Genomic DNA, 20,027 nt, shown 5'->3' with positions numbered 1-20,027 from the left:
TCGACCCAAGCCCCTGCGCCCCGGCGCCGGGGCTTTTTTCTTGCTCCCGCGGCAGGGGCGCTATCGTTGCGGCCCGTGTCCGCTCCCCTGCTATCCGTCGACGCCCTGCGTGTGCTGCTGCCAGCAGGCGCCGCGCTCGACGGTGTCTCGTTCACGCTCGGGCGCGGCGCCTCGCTGGGGCTGATCGGCGAGTCGGGCTGCGGCAAGTCGCTGACGGCGCTGGCGCTGATGGGCCTGCTGCCGGACAACGCCCGGGTGTCCGGCTCCATCGTCTTTGACGGCCGCGACCTGACGGCGCAAAGCGAAGCCGACTGGTGCCGGCTGCGCGGCGACCGTCTGGCGATGGTGTTCCAGGAGCCGATGACGGCGCTGAACCCGCTGCACACGGTCGGCCGCCAGGTCGCCGAGCCGCTGCGCCTGCACCGCGGCCTGTCGGCCGCCGCGGCGCGGGCCCAGGCGCTGGCGCTGCTCGAGCGGGTGCAACTGGACGACGCGGCACGCCGGCTCGACGCCTATCCGCACCAGCTCTCGGGCGGCCAGCGCCAGCGGGTCGTGATCGCGATCGCGCTGGCCTGCGCGCCCGAACTGCTGATCGCCGACGAGCCGACCACCGCACTCGACGTCACGCTGCAGCGCGAGGTGCTGGACCTGATCGCCGAGCGCCGTGCCGAAACCGGCATGGCGCTGCTGCTGATCAGCCACGACCTGGGCGTGATGGCGCATTCGGTCGAGCAGCTGCTGGTGATGTACGCCGGCGTCGTCGTCGAGGCCGGGCCGACGACAGCGGTGTTCGCGCGCCTGGCGCACCCGTACACGCAGGCGCTGTTCGCCGCCCGGCCGCGGCTGGGCATGGCGCGCGGCACGCGGCTGGCGACGATCCCGGGGCGTGTGCCGGCGCTGGGCGAACGCCCGCCCGGCTGCCCGTTCGCGACGCGCTGCGCGCAGGCGCTGTCCGCCTGCCGCGAAGCGCTGCCGGCGCCGGTCGACCTCGGCGGTGGCCACCTCGTGCGCTGTATCCGGGTCGACGCGTGAACGCGCCGCTGCTGCAGGTCGACCAGCTCGGCAAGTGCTACCGCCTGCCGCGCGAGCACCTGTTCGCCCCGGCGGCCGAGGTGCAGGCGTTGGCCGGCGCCAGCTTCACGCTCGAAGCCGGGCGCAGCCTGGGCGTCGTCGGCGAGTCGGGTTCGGGCAAGAGCACGCTGGCGCGCCTGGTGATGGCGCTGGAGACACCCGACGAGGGCCGCGTGTGTTTCGACGGCCAGGACCTGCACACGCTGGCGCCGGCCGCGCTGCGGCGCGCACGCGCCGGCTTCCAGATGGTCTTCCAGGACCCCTACGGCTCGCTCGACCCGCGGCGCACGGTGTTGCAGACCGTGACAGAGCCGCTGGCGGTGCTGCAGGGCGCCGGCCGCGCCGAACAGCTTGCACGTGCGCTCGAGGTGCTGGAAGCCGTCGGCCTGAGCGCCGCCGACCTGGCCAAGCGGCCGCACGAGTTCAGCGGCGGCCAGCGCCAGCGCATCGCGATCGCGCGTGCGCTCGTCACCCGGCCGCGGCTGATCGTCGCCGACGAACCCGTCAGCGCGCTCGACGTCTCGGTGCAGGCCCAGGTGCTCAACCTGATGCAGGACCTGCAGGAGCGCTACGGCGTCGCCTACCTGTTCATCAGCCACGACCTCGCCGTCGTCGACCTGGTCTGCGACGAGGTGCTGGTGCTGTGGCAGGGCCGCATCGTCGAACGCGGCACACCCGAGCGCCTGTTCCGCGCGCCCGAGCATCCGTACACGCGGCGGCTGCTGGCGGCGCTGCCCGATGCCGCAGAATCGTGCCCCCCTGTCCGAGCCGGAGCCCCTGGATGAGCCTGGACCGCCGATCTTTCAACACCTTGCTGGCCGGCCTGCCGCTGGCCGGGGCCGTGCCGGCCGCGATGGCACAGGCCGCGAAGAAGCGGCTGGTGCTGGGCATGGTGCTCGAACCGCCGGGCCTGGACCCGACCGTCGCCGCGGCCGCCGCGATCGGCGAGATCGTGCACTACAACGTGCTCGAAGGCCTGACGAAGATCGCGATGGACGGCCGCGTGCTGCCGCTGCTGGCCGAGTCCTGGACGGTTTCGCCCGACGGCCGCAGCTACGTCTTCAAGCTGCGGCGCGGGGTCACGTTCTCCGACGGCGCGTCCTTCGACGCCGCGGCGGTCAAGTGGAGCTTCGAACGCGCCAAGGCCGAGGGCAGCACGAACAAGGCGAAGAAGGCGGTGTTCGACAACATCGCCCGCATCACGGTCGAGAATCCGCTGACGCTGACCCTGACGCTGGACAGTGCCGACCCGACACTGCTGTTCCGCCTCGGCGAGAGCCCGGCGGTGATCCTGCACCCGGCCAGCGCCGCGAACGCGGCGACACGCCCGGTCGGCACCGGCCCGTTCCGGGTCGAGGACTGGAAGCGCGGCGCCAGCGTCACGCTGGCGAAGTGGCCCGGCCACCGCGACGCCGCGCGTGTCGCGCTCGAACGCGTCGTCTTCCGCTTCATCAACGACCCGGCGGCCCAGGTCTCGGCGCTGCTGGCCGGCGACGTCGACGCGATGCCGCGGTTTGCCGCCTTGCAGGCGCTGCCGCAGCTGCGTGCCGATCGGCGCTTCGTCGTCGAGGTCGGCAACACCGCGGGCAAGGGCATCCTCGCGCTGAACAACCGCCGCAAGCCGCTGGACGACCCGCGCGTGCGCCGTGCGCTGACGCATGCGATCGACCGCCAGGCCTTTATCGCCGGCGCCCAGGAAGGGCTGGGCAAGCCGATCGGCAGCCACTTCGCGCCCACTGACGCCGGTTATGTCGAACTCTCCGGCCTGTACCCGCACGACCCGGCGCGGGCGCGGGCGCTGCTGAAGGAAGCGGGCGTGACGACGCCGCTGCGGCTGACGCTGACGCTGCCGCCGCCGCCGTACGCGCGCAAGGGCGGCGAGATCGTCGCCGCGATGCTGGCCCAGGTCGGTGTCGTCGCGAAGATCGAGAACGTCGAGTGGGCGCAGTGGCTCTCGGGCGCGTTCAAGGGCAGCTTCGACCTCACGCTGATCAACCACGTCGAGCCGCTGGACTACGCCACCGCCTACGCCGACCCCAAGTACTACTTCGGCTACGACAGCGTCGACTTCCGCCGCCTCGTCGCGCGCCATGCCGGCAGCCACGACGCGCGCGAGAAAACCAGGCTGTGGCGCGAGATCCAGCGCAAGCTCGCCGACGACGCGGTCAACGTCTTCCTCTGGAACCCGGCGCAGGTGGCGGTCTGGCGCAAGGGCTTGCGCGGGCTGTGGAGCAGCTCGCCGATCTTCGCCAACGACCTGGCGGCGGTGTCCTGGGGCGCGGCGTGAGCGCCCGCTGCTCCGCCGGCGGAGCGTCGCGGTGAACACGCCGCTGCACGCGCTGACGGCGGCCGAACTCGGCCCGCTCTACCGCAGTGGCGAACTCTCGCCGGTCGAGGTCGTGCGTGCCGTCATCGCCCAGGTCGAGCGCCTGGAGCCGCGGCTGCACGCCACCTGGGCTTTCGCGCCCGAGGCGGCGCTGGCCGCTGCCGCCGCGTCCGAGGCCCGCCACCGCCGCGGCGCGCCGCTGTCGGCGCTGGACGGCGTGCCGGTGATGCCCAAGGAGAACATCGGCACGCGCGGCCTGCCCAAGCCGCTGGGCTGCGCCGCGGTCGACTGCGTGCCCGAGCCCGAGCACTCACCGCCGGCGGCGCGCCTGGACGAAGCCGGCTGCGTCTTCGTCGCGCGCACGACCATGCCCGACTACGGCATGCTGTCCTCGGGCCTGTCCAGCCTGCACGCCGCGGCGCGCAACCCCTGGAACCCCGAGCGCACACCCGGCGGCAGCAGCGCCGGCGCCGGGGCCGCCGCTGCGGCGGGTTACGGCCCGCTGCACCTGGGCACCGACATCGGCGGCTCGATCCGGCTGCCGGCCGGCTGGTGCGGCGTCGTCGGCTTCAAGCCCAGCCTGGGCCGCATCCCGATAGACCCGCCTTACGCCGGCCGCTGCGCCGGGCCGATGACACGTTGTGTCGCCGACGCCGCGCTGATGATGGCCGTGCTCGCGCGCCCCGACTGGCGCGACGCGAGCAGCCTGCCGCCGCAGGACATCGCCTGGGACCGGCTGGACGACATCGAGCTGCGCGGCCTGCGCCTCGCGCTGCTGCTGGACGCCGGCTGGGGCCTGCCGCTGGACCCGGAGCACGCGGCCGTCGTATGCGCCGCCGCCCGTGTCTTCGAGGCCGCCGGCTGCATCGTCGAGCCGCTGGCGCCGTTCACGACGCCCGCGATGGCCGCCGGCATCGACCGCTTCTGGCGCATGCGCTCGTGGCTGGACCTGCAGGCGCTGGCGCCGGAACGCCGCGAACGTGTGCTGCCTTTCATCCGCGACTGGGCCGCGCCCGCGGCCGGCTACGGCGCGGCCGATGTCTTCCACGGCCACGCGCAGATGGCGGCGCTGCGCGACGCCGCGGTCGCCGCCTGCCGGCGTTTCGACTTCGTGCTGTCGCCGGTGGCGCCGGTGCCGGCCTTCCCGGCGCTGTACGCCAGCCCGACGAACGACCCGGCCAGCGCGATGGCGCACATCGGCTTCACGCTGCCGTTCAACATGAGCGAGCAGCCCGCGATCAGCGTGCCGGCCGGCATGACAGCCGACGGCCTGCCGATCGGGCTGCAGATCGCCGGCGCGCGCCACGACGACCTCGGCGTGCTGCGCCTGGCTCGCGCCTGGGAACGGCTGCGGCCGCCGCTGCCGCCCTGGCCCATGACCTGAGGCCGCGCCGGCCCTGTTACGCGCTCGCGCTACAGTTCCGCCATGGCGTCCCTCGATCTGCGTGGCAATCCCGTCGGCAGCGGCAGCGCCGCGGCACGCGATGCCGCGGAGTCGGCCCTGTGGCGGATGATGTCCTTCTACGACACGCCGGTCGCCGATCTCGACGTGGCGATCGACGCCGATCCGGGCTGGGTGCTGCCGCACCTGATGAAGGCCGGCTGGCTGCTGGCGCTGACCGACCCGGCCGAAGTCGGCAACGCGGCCACCGCCCTGGACGAAGCGCGCGCCCGCCTGGGCAGCGCGACCGCACGCGAACGCGCCCACCTCGAGGCGCTGCAGCTGGTGCTCGACGGCCGCTGGCACAACGCCTGCCGGCGCTGGGACGACCTGCTGCTCGAACACCCGCGCGACGCGCTCGCGCTGCAGTGGTCGCACCAGTGGGACCTGCACCGCGGCGACGCCGCCGGCCTGCGCATGCGCCCGGCGCGTTCGCTGCCCGACTGGGACGCCGACGACCCGCTGCATCCGCACGTGCTCGGCCTCTACGCCTTCGGCCTGGAGGAGTGCAACCTCTACCCGCAGGCCGAGGAGGCCGCGCGCCAGGCGCTGCAGGCCGATCGCCGCGTGCCCTGGGCGGTGCACGCCGTCGCCCACGTGCTCGAAATGCAGGGCCGGCACGACGAAGGTTCGGCCTGGCTGCGGCTGCACCAGCACGACTGGGCCGACGGCAACCACTTCGCCTCGCACCTGTGGTGGCACAAGGCGCTGTTCCGCGTCGAGGCGATGGACTGCGCCGGCGTGCTGCGCCTGATCGACGGCCACCTCGGCGCCGAGACGCTGACGACGACGCCGCAGCGTGTCGACGCCGCGGCGATGCTGTGGCGGCTGCACCTGGTCGGCGAGGACGTCTCGGCGCGCGCGCTGGCGCTGGCCGACGGCTGGGCCGCGGCCGACGACGAACCCGGCTACTACGCCTTCAACGACCTGCACCGCGTCACCGCGCTGCTGGCCGCGGGCGAGCTGGCGCGCGCCGAACGCTGGGTCGCACGCTGCGCCGAACGTGCGCTGGCGATGGACGACGCGCGCCGCGTCAACCACACGATGGCGCGCGAGGTCGGCCTGCCGCTGATGCGCGCCTTCCTGGCGTTCGCACGCGGCGAGGTCGACAACGCCGCCGAGATCCTCTACCCGGCCCGCATGGCGGCACGCGGCATCGGCGGCAGCCACGCCCAGCGCGACCTGATCGACCAGACCCTGCTCGCCGCCGCGGTGCAGGGCCGGCGGCGCACGCTCGGCCGCGCGCTGCTGAACGAACGCCTGATGGCCAAGCCGGCGACGGCGCTGACGCGGCACTGGGCCTCGAGACTGGGGCTGCCGCGCGAGGCGCGGGCATGACGTCCAAGCGCGAGAGCGAGCGCCTGGCGCGCCTGCGCACGCTCGACGAGCAGATCGCCGACGCGCTGCGCGAGAGCCTCGCCAACGGCGAGCTGAAGTCGGCGCCGAGCTGGGGCCGGCCGCTCGCCTCCGGCGACGGCTACGACGACACGCCGGACGCGCTGAAGATGCCGTTCAAGATCCTGAAGAACGCGGGCCACGTGCCGGCCGAGGTCGAGCTGATGCGCACGATCGCCGCGCTCCAGGCCGAAGTCGACGCCGCACCCGCCGCCGAAGCCGACACGCCGCCCTGGCGCGCCAAACGCCAGCGCCTGGGCGAGCTGCGCCAGCAGCTCGCGCTGCGGCTCGAACACCTGCGTCGCAGCGGCTCGCTGTAGCCAGGACGCGATTTCGCGCATCAAGACCGATCGGCAGCGGCGCACAATCGCGCTGTCGAGTCGTTCGCGAGGTCCCATGTCCGAACACCACGCCCAGGTCGAATGGCGGCGCCAGCCCACAGAAGCCTTCACCGACCAGCGCTACAGCCGTCTGCACACGCTGCGTTTCGACGGCGGCACCGAGCTCATCGCCTCGGCCTCGCCGTCCGCGGTAGCGCTGCCTTACTCCAATGCCAGTGCCGTCGACCCAGAGGAGCTGTTCGTCGCCTCGCTGTCGAGTTGCCACATGCTCTGGTTCCTGTCGCTGGCCGCGGCCGCTGGCTGGCGCGTCGAGTCCTATCTCGACGACGCCGTCGGCACCATGGGCCGCGACGAGCGCGGCCACCCCTTCCTGACCACCGTGACGCTGCGGCCGCGGGTGCGGCTGGCCGACGGTTCGGCGCCCGAAGCCGCGCGCCTGGCGGTGCTGCACCACCGGGCGCACGAAGCCTGCTTCATCGCCAACTCGGTGAAGTCCGAAGTGCGCGTGGAGCCGCGCCCGTGACCCGGCTGCGCACCGCGCGCCTGGTGCTGCGCCTGTTCGGCGCCGCCGACGTCGACCCGTATGCCGAGATGTGCGCCGACCCCGAGGTCATGCGTCACATCGGCGCCGGCGAGCCGGTCGGGCGCGACGTCGCCTGGCGCCAGATCGCGATGTTCATCGGCCACTGGACGCTGCGCGGCCACGGCATGTGGGCGGTCGAGCGCCAGAGCGACGGCCGCCTGATCGGCCGCGTCGGCTTCATGCACCCCGAAGGCTGGCCCGGCTGCGAGCTCGGCTGGCTGCTGGCGCAGGACGCCTGGGGCCAGGGCTACGCCGAGGAGGCGGCGCGCGCCGCACTCGCCTGGGGCCGCGACGTGCGCGGCATCGTCTCGCCGATCAGCCTGATCCGCGCCGACAACCGGCGCTCGGTCGCACTCGCCGAGCGCCTGGGCGCGGTCCAGGACGGCGAGATCGAGTTCCTCGGCGGCCCGGCGCGTGTCTGGCGCCATAGCGCCTAGACCGGCGCCTCGATCCGCGCCGGCGTGTCGCCGGCAACGCCGTCCGAAAGCCGGCTCGAAGCAAGCAGCCCGGGCTTCGACATCGGCGACGCAGCGTCCGCATCGCGCAATTGCGATGCATCTCCCGGCAAGTCGAAAGCGGTCGGCTGCGGCTGCCGAGAAGCCCGCGACGGCACAATCAATTGCACGTCGGTAGCGCTTCATTTGTTTCCCCGCTTGCACGCCGTGGCGCAAATGCCATGTCGGCGCCGCAGCGATTCAGGTGTTTCGATCGATTTGCGTTTGGCGTTGCATGAAGTACCCGCGTTCATTGCGCCGGCGTGGTAAGTTCCGCGTCGCACGAACCGCCGGTTCGTGCACATCACCGTCGCCGTGAGGCGGTCCGGGACCGGGCGTTCGAACCGGCCCGTGGGAGGACGTCGGCGGCTGCGCCCAGCATGGAACGATCATGACGAAAACCTACAGCCAAGTCCTCCAGCAGATCGAGTCCCTGAAAGCCGAAGCCGAAAAGCTGCGTCGCAAGGAAGTCGACGCCGTCGTCAGCGAACTCCGCGATCAGATCGCCCGATATGGCCTGACTGCAGTCGATCTCGGGTTCGTCGCGGCGCCCAAGGCGCGCTCGCGCAAGCGCAAGAACGTCGTCGCCAAATTCCGCGACGAAGCCGGCAACACCTGGGTCGGACGCGGCAAGCGCCCGCAATGGCTGCGTGATGCATTGGCGGCCGGCAAGACGCTGCAGGACCTCGAAGTGAAGGCCTGAACCGCCGCCGCGGTTTTTCTCAATTGGCGACGGTCTGGCGCACCGCGCGTTCCCAGCGCGCCATCAATTCGGCGGCGCGCTCGCGCGCCAGCGTCGGCAGGAAACGCCGTTCGGCCTGCCACAGCGCTGCGATCTCGGCGCGGTCGCGCCAGACGCCGACGCCCAGCCCCGCCAGATAGGCGGCGCCCAGCGCCGTGGTCTCGGTCACCACCGGGCGCACCACCGGGATGCCCAGCAGGTCGGCCTGGAACTGCATCAGCAGGTCGTTGACGCAGGCGCCGCCGTCGACGCGCAGTTCGGTCAGCGGCCGTCCGCCCTGGGCCGCGGCATCGCGTGCCATCGCCAGCAGCAGCGCCGCGCTCTGGAAGGCGATGCTCTCCAGCGCCGCGCGTGCGATGTGGGCGACGGTGCTGCCGCGTGTCAGGCCGACGATGGTGCCGCGCGCGTCGGCCTTCCAGTAGGGCGCCCCCAGCCCGGTGAAGGCGGGCACGAACATCACGCCGCCGGCGTCGGGCACGCTCTCGGCCAGCGCCTGCACCTCGCCGCTGGCACGGATCGCCTGCAGCCCGTCGCGCAGCCACTGCACGACCGCGCCGCCGATGAAGACGCTGCCTTCGAGCGCGTACTCGCGCGCGCTGCCACAGCGCGCGGCGGCCGTCGCCACCAGGCCGTTGGCCGAACGCTCGAAACGCTCGCCGGTGTGCATCAGCATGAAGCAGCCGGTGCCGTAGGTGTTCTTCGCCAGTCCGGGCTCGAAGCAGGCCTGGCCGAACAGCGCCGCCTGCTGGTCGCCGGCGACGCCGGTGATCGGAATCGGCGTGCCGAACAGTGCCGCGTCGGTCTCGCCGAAGCGGTGGCTGGACGGGTGCACCGCCGGCAGCAGGCTGTCGGGCACGTGCAGCGCCGCCAGCAGCTCGTGGTCCCAGACGTCGTGGCGGATGTCGTAGAGCATGGTGCGCGACGCGTTGCTGACGTCGGTGGCATGCACGCGCCCCGCCGTCAACTTCCAGATCAGCCAGCTGTCGACGGTGCCGAAAGCCAGCTCGCCCTGGGCCGCGGCGAGGTGGGCACCGTTCACGTGGTCCAGGATCCAGCGGATCTTGGTCGCCGAGAAGTACGGGTCGATGACGAGGCCGGTGCTGCGCCGCACCGTCTCCTCCAGCCCGTGCGCACGCAGCTGCGCGCACAGCGGCTCGCCACGCCGGTCCTGCCAGACGATGGCGTTGCACACCGGCACGCCGGTGCGCCGGTTCCAGACGACTGTGGTCTCGCGCTGGTTGGTGATGCCGATCGCGGCGATGTCGCGTGCCGTGAGGCCCGCGGCGGCGATCGCCTCGCGCGCGGTCTCGAGCTGGCTCAGCCAGATCTCCTCGGGGTCGTGCTCGACCCAGCCCGGCTGCGGGTAGTGCTGGCGGAACTCGCGCTGCGCCAGCGCGACGATGCGCCCGGCCTCGTCGAAGACGATGCTGCGCGAACTGGACGTGCCCTGGTCGAGCGCGAGGACGTGGCGGCTCATGCGGTGCTCCTGCGAAGGCGCACCAGCATATCGGCGCCGCGCCGGCCGCGGTAGCGCCGCGCTCAGGCGCCGCGGCGCTCGTGCATCAGCCGGTCGTAGAGATCGAGGTAGGCCTGCAGCACCGCGTCGGCGTGGTGCTCGCGCTGCACGGTCTCGTGGCCGGCGGCGGCGAGCGCGGCCAGCGCCGCGTCGTCGAGCGCGAACAGCCGCCGCAGGCCGTCACCCAGCCCGGCCGGGTCTGCCAGCGGCGCCAGCAGCGCGTTGCGGTTTTCGTCGACCAGCTCGGTCGCGCCTTCGTTGCGTGTGCTCAGCACCGGCAGCCGGTGCTGCCAGGCTTCGAGGATGACGTTGCCCAGCGGCTCGTGGCGCGAGGGGCAGACGAAGAGGTCGGCAAGTTCGTAGAACGGCACCGGGTCGTCCTGCCAGCCGGCGAAACGCACGCGCGCGGCCAGCCCCAGGCGCTCGCACTGCGCCCGCAGCGACGGCATCTCGGGGCCGTCGCCGGCGATGACCAGCACCACCGGCGGCCGCCCCGGCGCGTCGGGCGCCTGCGCCAGCGCGTCCAGCAGGTCGGCGAAACCCTTCTTGGCGATCACGCGGCCCAGCGCCAGCAGCACGCGTGCACCCGGCGGCAGCGCCAGCGTGGCACGCAGCGCCTCGAGTTCGGCCGGCGCCACCGCGCGCGGCGAGGGCACGAAGTTGCCGATGTAGAACACGTGGTCCGCCGGCAGGCCTTCGCGCTTCAGGTAGTCGCAGATGCCGCGTGTGTTGCCGACCCAGGCGTGGGCGTGTTCGTAATAGCCGGGGATCTTGTAGTAGCCACCCAGGCGTGCGACCAGCGCCGCGCGGCTGCCGGCGGGCAGGTGCGTGAGCCGTGTCGCCCGGCCCATGTAGGTCTGCACGACGTCGGGCGGGCGCCGGGCGATCAGGCGCGTCAGCCGCCAGCGCGACAGCAGGTCCCATTTCGAGCCCAGCGCCAGATGCACTTGTTCGACCGAAGGGTCCAGCGCACGCGCCACCGGGCTGCCGGGGCGGGTGACGGCCAGCGTCGGGTGGCCGGCGCGTGTCAGCGCCTCGACGAGGCGGATGAAGAAGCGGTCGGCACCACCGAGTTCGCGGCTGCCGAGCACGTGGATCGTGCTCACCATGGGCAGGCCTCGCGCGGTTGGTGGGGGAAGACGGCGCAGGCGCGCGCGCGGGGGCAGGCAGGGCGGAGCAGGCTCATCGGCGTCGGGACAGGGCTGTAGCCGATTGTCCACCGGGGTCATGGTGGCGGGCTTGAGCCGGCGCGCCGGGTTAGATTGCCTGCCTGCATGAAACCCGCAGCCGACGCCACGATGCCCGGCGTCCCGCAGGCCTTCGACGCCGCCGAGGACGCCGCCGAGTTCCGCCGCCCCGCGCACCGCGCCGGCGTCGAGCTCTACCGTGCGCGCATCGTGCGCCACGCCTTCGACGCCCACGCCCACGCCGGTTTCGGCCTGGGCGCGATCGAGGCCGGGGTCGAACGTTTCCGCTACCGCGGCAGCGAGCTGCTGGCGCCGACCGATTCGCTGGTGCTGATGAACCCCGGCGAGATGCACACCGGCCGCGCCGAGACCGAAGCCGGCTGGCGCTACCGCATGGCCTACGTCGAGGCCGACCTGGTGCAAGCCGTCACCGGCGAGCGCTGGAGCTTCGCCGCGGCGGTGGCGCCGGACGCGCCGCGTGCGCGCCGCGTCGGCCGGCTGCTGGCGGCGCTGTGGGGCGCCAGCGACGAGCCGCTGGCCTTCGACGGCCTGCTGGCCGAGCTGCTGGCCGAGCTGCGCCCGCACGCCAGCCCGGCGCGGGCCGCCGCGGCCGAAGCCGCGCCGCGTTTCGCCGCGGTGCTGGACTTCATGCGGGCGCACCTCGGCGACCGCCTGACGCTGGAAGACCTGGCCGCCGTCGCCGGCCTGAGCCCCTTCCACTTCCTGCGCCGGTTCCGCGAGCTGCAGGGCACGACGCCGCAGCAGGCGCTGATGGCGCTGCGCCTGCTCGATGCCCAGCACCGCCTGGCGGCCGGCGAGGCGCCGGCCGCCGTCGCCGCGGCCAGCGGCCTGGCCGACCAGGCGCACCTGACACGCGCTTTCGCCGCGCGTTACGGCGTCACGCCGGCGCGTTACCAGCGCCAGCTGCGCGCACGCTGATTCAGGTCCGGCGCCGGGATTCGGCCGCGATCCACTCGTCGATCAGCGACTCCAGCGTCGACAGCGGCAGCTCGCCGTTGTCGATCAGCGCGTTGTGGAAGCGCCGCAGGTCGAACTTCGGCCCCAGGCGCTTCTCGGCGCGGGCCCGCAGCTCGTCGATCTTCAGCCGGCCGATCATGTAGCCCAGCGCCTGGCCCGGGTCCGAGGTGTAGCGGTCGACTTCGGAGGCGACGAAGGCGCGGTCGACGCCGGTGCGCTCGACCATGAAGGTGATCGCCTGCTCGCGCGTCCAGCCCTGCGAGTGGATGCCGGTGTCGACCACCAGGCGCGCGGCGCGGAAGGCCTGCCACTGCAGGTGGCCGAACAGGCTGTACGGGTCGTCGTAGGCGCCGACTTCGCGCATCAGCGTCTCGGCATACAGCGCCCAGCCTTCGACGTAGGCGGTGTAGCCGCCGCCTTCGCGCCGGAACGCCGGCAGCGCCTTCAGTTCGAGCGCGCGGCCACCCTGCAGGTGGTGGCCCGGCACGGCTTCGTGCGCGACCAGCGTCTGCATGCCCCAGCTCGGCTGCTGGCGCCAGCCGACGAGGTTGGCGTTGAACCAGCCCGGGCGGCTGCCGTCGGCGGCCCCGCCTTCGTAGAACTCGGCGGCGTCGGCTCCCATGTGCGCCGGCATGCCGCGCACGCCGTAGGCGGCACGCGGCAGCTCGGCGAAGAGCTTGGGCATCTCGGCGTCGAAACGTTTGGCGATCGCCTGGTAACGCTCGAGCAGCGCGTCGGAGCTGCCGAGGAAGAACTTCGGGTCGGTGTTCAGGTAGTGCACGAAGGCCGCGAAGTCGCCGTCGAAGCCGGTGCCGCGTTTCACCTGGTCCATCTCGGCGCGGATCTTGGTCAGCTCGCGCAGGCCGATCTCGTGGATCTCGCGCGCGCCCAGCGTCGTCGTCGTGCGCTCGCGCACCAGCATCTCGTAGACACGCTGGCCGTCGGGATAGTGGACGAGCGAACCTTCGGCCGGCGCCCGCGGCAGGTAGTCGTCGGCGACGAAGGCGCGCAGCCGGCGCATCGCCGGCAGCACCTGGCGCTCGATCGCGTCGCGGCCCTCGGCCTGCAGTGCGGCGCGTTCGGCTTCGGGCAGCGTCGGCGGCAGCCGGCGCCAGGGCTCGAAGAAGGGGCTGGCGCCGGCGTCGGCGGGCAGCTGGGCGTCGATCTGCGCCAGCGCACGCTCCAGCACCGGCCGCGCCGGCACCCAGCCCAGCGCCAGCCCGCGGCGCATCAGCGCGATCTCCTGGTCGATGCGGTGCGGCAGCGCGGCCATGCGCGCCAGCACCTTGGCGGCGTCGGCGCGGCCGCTCATCGGCATCATGCGCAGCAGGCTGGAGAACTCGGACTGCACGCCGCCCAGCGCCTCGATGCGCAGGCTGCGCCAGCCTTCGAAGGGCAGCGCCGCGAGGTGGCGCTCGCGCTGCTCGACGAACAGGTCCAGCGACACCCGGTCGGCCGCCGCCAGCCGCGCACGCGGGATCCGGCGCGCCTCGGCCAGCCAGCGCCGCTCCTGCACGGTGTTGGCGTGTTCGACCGCTGGCGAGACGTCTTGCAGGCGGTCGTCGAAGCGGTGGTCGCCGCGCCAGGTGGCCCACTCGGGGTAGCGCCGCGCGCTGTCTTCCCACTGGCGCTCGAACAGCGTGTGCAGCGCGCGGGTCGCGGCGGGGTCGGGCCGGCCGGCGGCCGGCGCCGCCGGGGCGGCCCAGGCGGCGGCGCTGCCCAGGAACAGGGCGCAGGCGGCGCCGAAGTGGCGTAGTTGCATGGTGGGTCCGGTGGACGGCAAAGCCGTCGATTCTGGTCTCGGGTGCGATGACCGCAGCCGGCGTGCGACGAAGCGCGCCGGGGCGGCGACGAACGCCCGCGGCGGCGCAATCCGGTACAAGACCGCTGCCCCCGGCTCGGGCAGCATGGGGACATGTCCCACCGTGCCGCGCTCGTTTCCGGAACCCTGTTCGCCCTGGCCGCCGGGCTGATGTGGGGGCTGATCTTCGTCGCCCCGCTGCTGCTGGCCGACTACGCGCCGGCGATGCTCTCGGTCGGGCGCTACCTCGCCTTCGGCCTGATCGCGCTGCCGCTGGCCTGGCTCGACCGGGCCCGCATCCGCGACCTGAAGCGTGCCGACTGGCTGGCCGCGCTGCGCCTGTCTCTCGTCGGCAACCTGCTGTACTACCTGCTGCTGGCCTCGGCGATCCAGCGTGCCGGCGGGCCGCTGCCGACGATGATCATCGGCACGCTGCCGCTGGTCATCGCCGTGGCCTCCAACCGCCGCAACCGGCACCGCGACGGCCTGTTCTCGTGGGCGCAGCTGGCGCCTTCGCTGCTGCTGATCGGCGCCGGGCTGGCGCTGGTCAACCACGCCGAACTGGCGCGCCTGGACGCCGGCGCCGACCTCGGCCGCTACGCGCTGGGCGCGCTGCTGGCGGTCGGCGCGATGGCCTGCTGGACCTGGTACCCGATCCGCAACGCCGACTGGCTGCGTGCCCACCCCGACCGTTCGCCGTCGACCTGGGCCACCGCGCAGGGCGTGGCGACGCTGCCGCTGGCGCTGGCCGGCGCCGTGCTGCTGGTGGCGGCCAGCGCCGCCGGGCTGGTGCCCACCGACGGCGTCTTCGGGCCCACGCCCTGGCGCTATGTCGGGCTGATGTTCGCGATCGGGCTGTTCGCGTCCTGGCTCGGCACGCTGTGCTGGAACGAAGCCAGCCAGCGCCTGCCGACGACGCTGGCCGGGCAGCTGATCGTCTTCGAGTCGCTCGCCGGCCTGGCCTACGCCTTCATGCTGCGCGGCCAGTGGCCGCCGGCGACGACGCTGGCGGGCATCGTGCTGCTGATCGCCGGCGTCGCCTGGGCGCTGCGCGCCAAGCCTCAGCCGGTGGCCGCGCCGGCCTGAATCAGGCGGCGAGCGCCTCGTCCAGCAGCTCGATCCAGTGCCGCACCGGCGTCGCCGTTCCGCCCTGCAGGTGCTGGATGCAGCCCAGGTTGGCCGAGACGATGACGCCGGCTTCCAGCGGCGCCAGGTTGGCCAGCTTGCGCGTGCGCAGCGCTTCGGCCAGTTCCGGCTGCAACAGGCTGTAGGTGCCGGCCGAGCCGCAGCACAGATGGCTTTCCTGCGCGGCGACCTGGATGTCGAAACCGAGTTCGCGCAGGCCGCCCTCGACGCCGCCGCGCAGCTGCTGGCCGTGCTGCAGCGAACACGGCGGGTGGTAGGCCAGGCGCATGCCGGGAGCGGGCTTGACGCTGGCCTTCAGCGCCGGCACCAGGTCGGGCAGCAGCTCGCTCAGGTCGCGTGTCAGCTCGCTGATCCGGCGCGCCTTGTCGGCATAGGCGGCGTCGCGTGCGAGCGCGTGGCCGTACTCCTTGACCGTCGTGCCGCAGCCCGAGGCGTTCATCACGATGGCCTCGACGCGGCCCTGCGAGGTCAGGCCCTGGACCAGCGGCCACCAGGCGTCGATGTTGCGGCGCATGTCGGCGAGCGCGCCCTCGCCGTCGCCCAGGTGGGCGCGGATGCCGCCGCAGCAGCCGGCGCCGTCGGCCACCAGGGGCTGGATGCCGGCGGCGTCGAGCACACGGGCGCTCGCCGAGTTGATGTTGGGCATCAGCGCCGGCTGCACGCAGCCCAGCAGCATCAGCACCTTGCGTTTGTGTTCGTGCTGCGGCCAGCGGCTGGCGCGGGCGTCGGGGCGCGGCGTCAGCTTGTGTTGCAGCCGCGCCGGCAGCAGCGGCCTCAGCGCCCGCCCGACGGCGACCGCCGGGCCGAAGGCGGACGAGGTCAGCCCTTCCTTCAGCAGCCAGCGCGCCGTGCGTTCGCCGCGCGGGCGCTCGACACGCTCTTCGACCAGGCGCCGGCCGATGTCGACCAGCTGCCCGTACTGCACGCCGCTCGGGCAGGTGCTCTCGCAGTTGCGGCAGGTCAGGCAGCGGTCCAGGTGCAGCTGGGTGCTGCGTGTCACCGGCGCGCCTTCGAGCAGCTGCTTGATCAGGTAGATGCGGCCGCGCGGCCCGTCGAGCTCGTCGCCGAGCAGCTGGTAGGTCGGGCAGGTGGCGGTGCAGAAGCCGCAGTGCACGCACTGGCGCAGGATGGCTTCGGCGTCCTCGCCGTCGGGCGTGCCGCGGAACTCGGCGGACAGCTGGGTCTGCATCAGGCGAGGTGGTAGCTGAAGACCCAGAAGTGCTCGCCTTCGAGCCACTGCGGGGCGCGTGCGCGCGGCCCGACGGCAGCCAGGGCCTGTTCGTGGGTCGGGTAGTTCTTCAAGACCTCGTGGGTCGAGCCGTCGTCCAGGCGGCGCAGCTGCCAGCTGTCGCCGTGGGCGTCGACGCGTGCAATCGGCGTGCTGCGTCCGGCCACGAAGGTGTTGTCCAGGAAGACGACGCGTGCGCCCGGCTGCAGCCGGGCGTGCAGCGCCTCGAGCCAGGGCGCCCAGCGCGCGCGCTCGACATGGCTCCACCAGCAGCCGGCGAAGGCGCCGTCGAAGCGTTCGTCGCCCAGATGCTCGAAAGCCATCGCGTCGCCGAGGCGGAACTCGACGCTGGCCGGCATGGTCTTGGCGCGCGCGATCTCCATCGGCCCGGGATTCAGGTCGGTGGCCAGCCAGCGGCGCGCGGCGGCGGCGCCGTGCGGCGTCCACCAGCCGGTGCCGCAGGCCAGTTCGAGCACCGAGCGGCCGGCGAAGTGTTCGCCGAGCGAGGTTTCGAGGCGGCGCAGCTCCGCCTGGCGCTCCGGGCGGCGGTAAATGCGTTCGTATTCGGCGGCGCGGCGTTCGTAGTAGTCGAGCATCGTCACAGTTCGGGGTAGAGCCGGCCGGGGTTGAAGACCCGGTCCGGGTCGAAAGCGTCCTTCAGCCGCTGGTGCAGCGTGGCCAGCACCGGCGCCAGCGGCGTGAACACCGGCTCGTCGAATGGGGCGGCGTGCACAGCCAGCGCTGCGCGCCGCCCCATTCGACGAGCTGTTCGCCGGCCAGCTTCAGCGGCGGCGTGGTGGCGGGCAGCGACAGCCGCCACAGCGCGGCACCGCGTTCGACCGCGGCCGCGGCGCCGACGAAGAACTCGTCTCGCTGGTCGCGCAGCCCGGTCCAGAAGCCGTCGGCCAGCGTCGGCTCGATGGGCTCGCCGCCGAGCTTCTCGTAGGCCGACTGCACCGCGGCGGCGGCACCGGCCAGGCGCAGCACCAGCATGCCGTCCCACCAGGCGCTGGCCGACAGCGGCAGCGGCTGGCCGGCCCATTCGTTCAGCCGGCGCAGCGCCTGGTCCTCGGGCAGCTCGAAACGCAGCGTCGCCACCGCCGGCGGCCGCGGCAGCACCTTCAGCGAGACCTCGCAGACGAGCCCGAGCACACCCAGCGAGCCGGCCAGCAGCCGCGGCAGGTCGTAACCGGCGACGTTTTTCATCACCTGGCCGCCGAACGTCAGCAGCTCGCCGCGGCCGTTCAGCATGGTCGCGCCGAGCACGAAGTCGCGCACGCTGCCGGCACTGGCGCGGCCCGGCCCCGACAGCCCGCTGGCGAGCATGCCGCCGACCGTGCCGCCGGGCGCAAAACGCGGCGGCTCGAAAGCCAGCCACTGGCCGCGTTCGGCCAGCGCCGCCTCGACCTCGGCCAGCGGCGTGCCGGCGCGGGCGGTGATCACCAGCTCGCTCGGTTCGTAGCTGCTGATGCCGGCGAGCTCGCTCGTCGCCAGCGGCTCGCCGCGCGGCGCCTCGCCGTGCCAGCGTTTGCTGCCGCCGCCGACGATCTCCAGCGTCGTGCCGTCGGCCCGTGCCGCCTGCACCCGCTCGATCAGGCGCGCCAGCGCCGCGTCCTCGATCACCGCAGCCATCTAGAAACGCTCCAGGTGCGAGAACGCCAGCAGGCCGCGTTTGACGTGCTGCTTGCCGCCTTCGACGCAGCGCACCAGCGTCGGGATCACCTTGCCCGGGTTCAGGCCGGCGCCGGGGTCGAAAGCCAGCTTCAGCGCCTGCATCTGCGCACGCTCCTCGGGGCTGAACTGCACGCACATGCTGGCCAGCTTCTCGACGCCGACACCGTGTTCGCCGGTGATGGTGCCGCCCAGGCGCACGCTGGTCTCCAGGATCTCGGCGCCGAAGGCCTCGCAGCGGCGCAGCTGGTCGGGGTCGTTGGCGTCGTAGAGGATCAGCGGGTGCAGGTTGCCGTCGCCGGCGTGGAAGACGTTGGCGCAGCGCAGGCCGTAGGTCTGCTCCATCTGCTGGATGGCCAGCAGGATGTCGGCCAGGTACCGGCGCGGGATCGTCGAGTCCATGCAGAGGTAGTCGGGGCTGATGCGGCCCGAGGCCGGGAAGGCGTTCTTGCGCCCGCTCCAGAACCGCAGCCGCTGGGCTTCGTCGCGGCTGACTTCGAGCCGCGTCGCGCCGCAGCCGGTCAGCACGTCCAGCATGCGCTGCACCTCCTCGGCCACTTCCTCGGGCGTGCCGTCGCTCTCGCACAGCAGGATGGCCTCGGCGGCCAGGTCGTAGCCGGCGTGCACGAAGTCCTCGACCGCGGCCGTCATCGGCTTGTCCATCATCTCCAGCCCGGCCGGGATGATGCCGGCGGCGATGATCGCGGCGACCGCGTCGCCGGCGCGGCGCACGTCGTCGAAGCTGGCCATGATGCAGCGTGCCAACTGCGGCTTGGGCACCAGGCGCACCGTGACCTCGGTCGCCACCGCCAGCATGCCTTCGCTGCCGATCACGACGGCCAGCAGGTCCAGCCCGGGCACGTCGAGCGCGGCGCCGCCGAACTCGACCGCCTCGCCCTCGACCGTGAAGCCGCGCACACGCAGTACGTTGTGGATCGTCAGCCCGTACTTCAGGCAGTGCACGCCGCCGGAGTTCTCGGCGACGTTGCCGCCGATGGTGCAGGCGATCTGGCTCGACGGGTCGGGCGCGTAGTACAGGCCGTGGGGCGCGGCGGCTTCGCTGATCGCGAGGTTGCGCACGCCGCATTGCACGGTGGCGGTGCGCGCCAGCGGGTCTACGCCGAGGATGCGGTTGAAACGCGCCAGCGACAGCGTCACGCCGAGCGCGTGCGGCATCGCCCCGCCCGACAGCCCCGTGCCGGCGCCGCGTGCGACCACTGGCACGCCCAGCGCATGGCAGGCGCGCAGCACGGCGGCGACCTGGGCCTCGGTCTCGGGCAGCGCGACGGCCAGCGGCAGCTGGCGGTAGGCGGTGAGGCCGTCGCATTCGTAAGGCGTGGTGTCCTCGCGCTGCCACAGCAGCGCGTGTGCCGGCAGCAGCGCCGACAGCGCCGCGACGATCTCGGCCTGGCGCCGGGCGCGCGTGGCGGCGTCGACGGGGGCCTCGGCAGCGGGTGGCACGGCGTCGGACGGCAGGGGTGCGTTCATGCGCGGCAAGGGGGCGGCGGGCGGCTTCGACTGTAGCGTGCGCCTCGCCGGCGCGTGGCTGGCACTGCCCGGCTCGGGGTCAGGCGGGCACGCGGTCGGTCGCGCGGAACTCCTGGCATTGCGGATGGCCGGCCCAGGTGCCGCGTGCGCACTGCTGCTGGAAGCAGCGGTAGAGCGCGAAGTCGCTGCGCTCGCCGCAGGCCGCACGCGGCGAGTTCGGCGCCGCCGGTTCGCCGCGGCGAGCGGCTTCGGTGCGCGGCGGGTCGATGAACTCCTCGCGCGGCGGCGCGGCCGTTGGCGCCGGCGTGGTGGTGGCCGCGGGCGGCACGCCGACAGCGGCCTGGTCCGGCAGCGGCAGCGCGGGCTCGACCTGCGTGGCCGCGGCCGGTGCGGCGACGCCGGCCGGCTGGCGCGCCGCAGCAGGGTCGCGCAGCTCGAACCACCACAGCCCCAGGCCGAGCAGCGCCGCGAGCAGGAAGGCACCGAGCATCCAGCGCGTCACGCCGTCGCGCGGCGGCGGCTCCAGCGGCGTGTCGTGCAGCGGCGCCAAGGGGTCGGCGGTCGGCTCGCGCAGGCGCGCCTCGCGCCGCGGCGGCGCCGGGGGGATGGTGTCGATGAC

At 73.3% G+C, this 20,027-nt stretch carries 17 protein-coding genes and 2 pseudogenes; 11 read left to right on the top strand and 8 right to left on the bottom strand.

Annotated features, from left to right (window positions below):
* The first annotated feature begins 75 nt into the window (after positions 1-75).
* From CKO43_RS14605 to CKO43_RS14565, 9 genes are all read left to right on the top strand, one after another.
* Positions 76-1,032 (top strand): oligopeptide/dipeptide ABC transporter ATP-binding protein, encoded by a 957-nt coding sequence (locus CKO43_RS14605; RefSeq protein ID WP_200379083.1) that lies wholly within the window; start codon positions 76-78, stop codon positions 1,030-1,032.
* Positions 1,029-1,856 carry an ATP-binding cassette domain-containing protein gene (locus tag CKO43_RS14600; RefSeq protein WP_200228041.1) on the top strand — a complete coding sequence of 276 codons (828 nt, stop codon included), beginning with the start codon at positions 1,029-1,031 and terminating at the stop codon, positions 1,854-1,856. The genes CKO43_RS14605 and CKO43_RS14600 overlap by 4 nt, the downstream gene beginning before the upstream one ends.
* Positions 1,853-3,358, top strand: a complete 1,506-nt coding sequence (locus CKO43_RS14595; protein WP_200379082.1) for an ABC transporter substrate-binding protein — start codon at positions 1,853-1,855, stop codon at positions 3,356-3,358. Before CKO43_RS14600 ends, CKO43_RS14595 begins: the two co-directional genes overlap by 4 nt.
* 31 nt (positions 3,359-3,389) lie before the next feature.
* Positions 3,390-4,781, top strand: coding sequence for an amidase (locus tag CKO43_RS14590; protein WP_200379081.1), 1,392 nt, complete (start codon positions 3,390-3,392; stop codon positions 4,779-4,781).
* Between the two features lie 42 nt (positions 4,782-4,823).
* Positions 4,824-6,176 carry a tetratricopeptide repeat protein gene (locus CKO43_RS14585; protein WP_200228044.1) on the top strand — a complete coding sequence of 451 codons (1,353 nt, stop codon included), beginning with the start codon at positions 4,824-4,826 and terminating at the stop codon, positions 6,174-6,176.
* Positions 6,173-6,553, top strand: a complete 381-nt coding sequence (locus CKO43_RS14580) for a DnaJ family domain-containing protein (RefSeq protein WP_200379080.1) — start codon at positions 6,173-6,175, stop codon at positions 6,551-6,553. Before CKO43_RS14585 ends, CKO43_RS14580 begins: the two co-directional genes overlap by 4 nt.
* Positions 6,554-6,629: 76 nt before the next feature.
* A complete protein-coding gene (locus tag CKO43_RS14575) occupies positions 6,630-7,097 on the top strand; it encodes an OsmC family protein (protein WP_200228048.1) in 468 nt (155 codons plus the stop codon).
* Positions 7,094-7,594, top strand: coding sequence for a GNAT family N-acetyltransferase (locus tag CKO43_RS14570; RefSeq protein ID WP_200228050.1), 501 nt, complete (start codon positions 7,094-7,096; stop codon positions 7,592-7,594). Before CKO43_RS14575 ends, CKO43_RS14570 begins: the two co-directional genes overlap by 4 nt.
* 448 nt (positions 7,595-8,042) lie before the next feature.
* On the top strand, positions 8,043-8,354 hold the full coding sequence (locus tag CKO43_RS14565) for an H-NS histone family protein (RefSeq protein ID WP_200228052.1): 312 nt from the start codon (positions 8,043-8,045) through the stop codon (positions 8,352-8,354).
* A gap of 19 nt (positions 8,355-8,373) precedes the next feature.
* Here the strand turns inward: CKO43_RS14565 and glpK are convergent, their stop codons facing one another.
* Both glpK and CKO43_RS14555 read right to left on the bottom strand, forming a co-directional pair.
* The gene (gene glpK, locus CKO43_RS14560) at positions 8,374-9,870 is read right to left on the bottom strand and encodes a glycerol kinase GlpK (RefSeq protein ID WP_200379079.1); all 1,497 of its coding nucleotides are present in this window, start codon (positions 9,868-9,870) and stop codon (positions 8,374-8,376) included.
* A 62-nt stretch (positions 9,871-9,932) separates the two neighbouring features.
* Complete coding sequence (locus tag CKO43_RS14555; RefSeq protein WP_200379078.1) at positions 9,933-11,015, bottom strand: glycosyltransferase; 1,083 nt, start codon at positions 11,013-11,015, stop codon at positions 9,933-9,935.
* A 168-nt stretch (positions 11,016-11,183) separates the two neighbouring features.
* Here CKO43_RS14555 and CKO43_RS14550 point away from each other — a divergent pair, with 168 nt between their 5' ends.
* Positions 11,184-12,035, top strand: coding sequence for an AraC family transcriptional regulator (locus CKO43_RS14550; protein WP_242481177.1), 852 nt, complete (start codon positions 11,184-11,186; stop codon positions 12,033-12,035).
* Between the two features lies 1 nt (position 12,036).
* On the opposite strand, the gene CKO43_RS14545 is transcribed toward CKO43_RS14550, so the two are convergent.
* The gene (locus CKO43_RS14545; protein WP_200379077.1) at positions 12,037-13,836 is read right to left on the bottom strand and encodes a DUF885 domain-containing protein; all 1,800 of its coding nucleotides are present in this window, start codon (positions 13,834-13,836) and stop codon (positions 12,037-12,039) included.
* Positions 13,837-13,989: 153 nt separating this feature from the next.
* Between CKO43_RS14545 and CKO43_RS14540 the strand changes: the two genes are divergently transcribed.
* A complete protein-coding gene (locus CKO43_RS14540; RefSeq protein ID WP_200379076.1) occupies positions 13,990-14,961 on the top strand; it encodes a DMT family transporter in 972 nt (323 codons plus the stop codon).
* A 1-nt stretch (position 14,962) separates the two neighbouring features.
* On the opposite strand, the gene glcF is transcribed toward CKO43_RS14540, so the two are convergent.
* The 5 genes and pseudogenes from glcF to CKO43_RS14515 all read right to left on the bottom strand — a co-directional run.
* Positions 14,963-16,210 (bottom strand): glycolate oxidase subunit GlcF, encoded by a 1,248-nt coding sequence (glcF, locus tag CKO43_RS14535; protein ID WP_200379075.1) that lies wholly within the window; start codon positions 16,208-16,210, stop codon positions 14,963-14,965.
* The gene (locus CKO43_RS14530) at positions 16,210-16,845 is read right to left on the bottom strand and encodes a class I SAM-dependent methyltransferase (RefSeq protein WP_200379074.1); all 636 of its coding nucleotides are present in this window, start codon (positions 16,843-16,845) and stop codon (positions 16,210-16,212) included. Before CKO43_RS14530 ends, glcF begins: the two co-directional genes overlap by 1 nt.
* Positions 16,846-16,847: 2 nt before the next feature.
* A pseudogene (gene glcE, locus CKO43_RS14525) lies at positions 16,848-17,881 on the bottom strand (glycolate oxidase subunit GlcE).
* Complete coding sequence (locus CKO43_RS14520) at positions 17,882-19,408, bottom strand: FAD-linked oxidase C-terminal domain-containing protein (protein ID WP_200379073.1); 1,527 nt, start codon at positions 19,406-19,408, stop codon at positions 17,882-17,884.
* 79 nt (positions 19,409-19,487) lie between these two features.
* Positions 19,488-20,027, bottom strand: a pseudogene (locus CKO43_RS14515) (hypothetical protein); the annotation flags it as partial.

The sequence above is a fragment of the Rubrivivax gelatinosus genome, from assembly GCF_016583785.1.
GTDB lineage: Bacteria > Pseudomonadota > Gammaproteobacteria > Burkholderiales > Burkholderiaceae_C > Rubrivivax > Rubrivivax gelatinosus_B.
This window is presented reverse-complemented; position numbering and strand designations above follow the sequence as displayed.

Coding starts and splice junctions, on each gene's coding strand:
- CKO43_RS14595 (WP_200379082.1), top strand. CDS start 1,853: ATGAGCCTGGACCGCCGATCTTTCAACACCTTGCTGGCCGGCCTGCCG.
- CKO43_RS14585 (WP_200228044.1), top strand. CDS start 4,824: ATGGCGTCCCTCGATCTGCGTGGCAATCCCGTCGGCAGCGGCAGCGCC.
- CKO43_RS14580 (WP_200379080.1), top strand. CDS start 6,173: ATGACGTCCAAGCGCGAGAGCGAGCGCCTGGCGCGCCTGCGCACGCTC.
- CKO43_RS14575 (WP_200228048.1), top strand. CDS start 6,630: ATGTCCGAACACCACGCCCAGGTCGAATGGCGGCGCCAGCCCACAGAA.
- CKO43_RS14565 (WP_200228052.1), top strand. CDS start 8,043: ATGACGAAAACCTACAGCCAAGTCCTCCAGCAGATCGAGTCCCTGAAA.
- glpK (WP_200379079.1), bottom strand. CDS start 9,870: ATGAGCCGCCACGTCCTCGCGCTCGACCAGGGCACGTCCAGTTCGCGC.
- CKO43_RS14550 (WP_242481177.1), top strand. CDS start 11,184: ATGAAACCCGCAGCCGACGCCACGATGCCCGGCGTCCCGCAGGCCTTC.
- CKO43_RS14545 (WP_200379077.1), bottom strand. CDS start 13,836: ATGCAACTACGCCACTTCGGCGCCGCCTGCGCCCTGTTCCTGGGCAGC.
- CKO43_RS14540 (WP_200379076.1), top strand. CDS start 13,990: ATGTCCCACCGTGCCGCGCTCGTTTCCGGAACCCTGTTCGCCCTGGCC.
- glcF (WP_200379075.1), bottom strand. CDS start 16,210: ATGCAGACCCAGCTGTCCGCCGAGTTCCGCGGCACGCCCGACGGCGAG.
- CKO43_RS14530 (WP_200379074.1), bottom strand. CDS start 16,845: ATGCTCGACTACTACGAACGCCGCGCCGCCGAATACGAACGCATTTAC.
- CKO43_RS14520 (WP_200379073.1), bottom strand. CDS start 19,408: ATGAACGCACCCCTGCCGTCCGACGCCGTGCCACCCGCTGCCGAGGCC.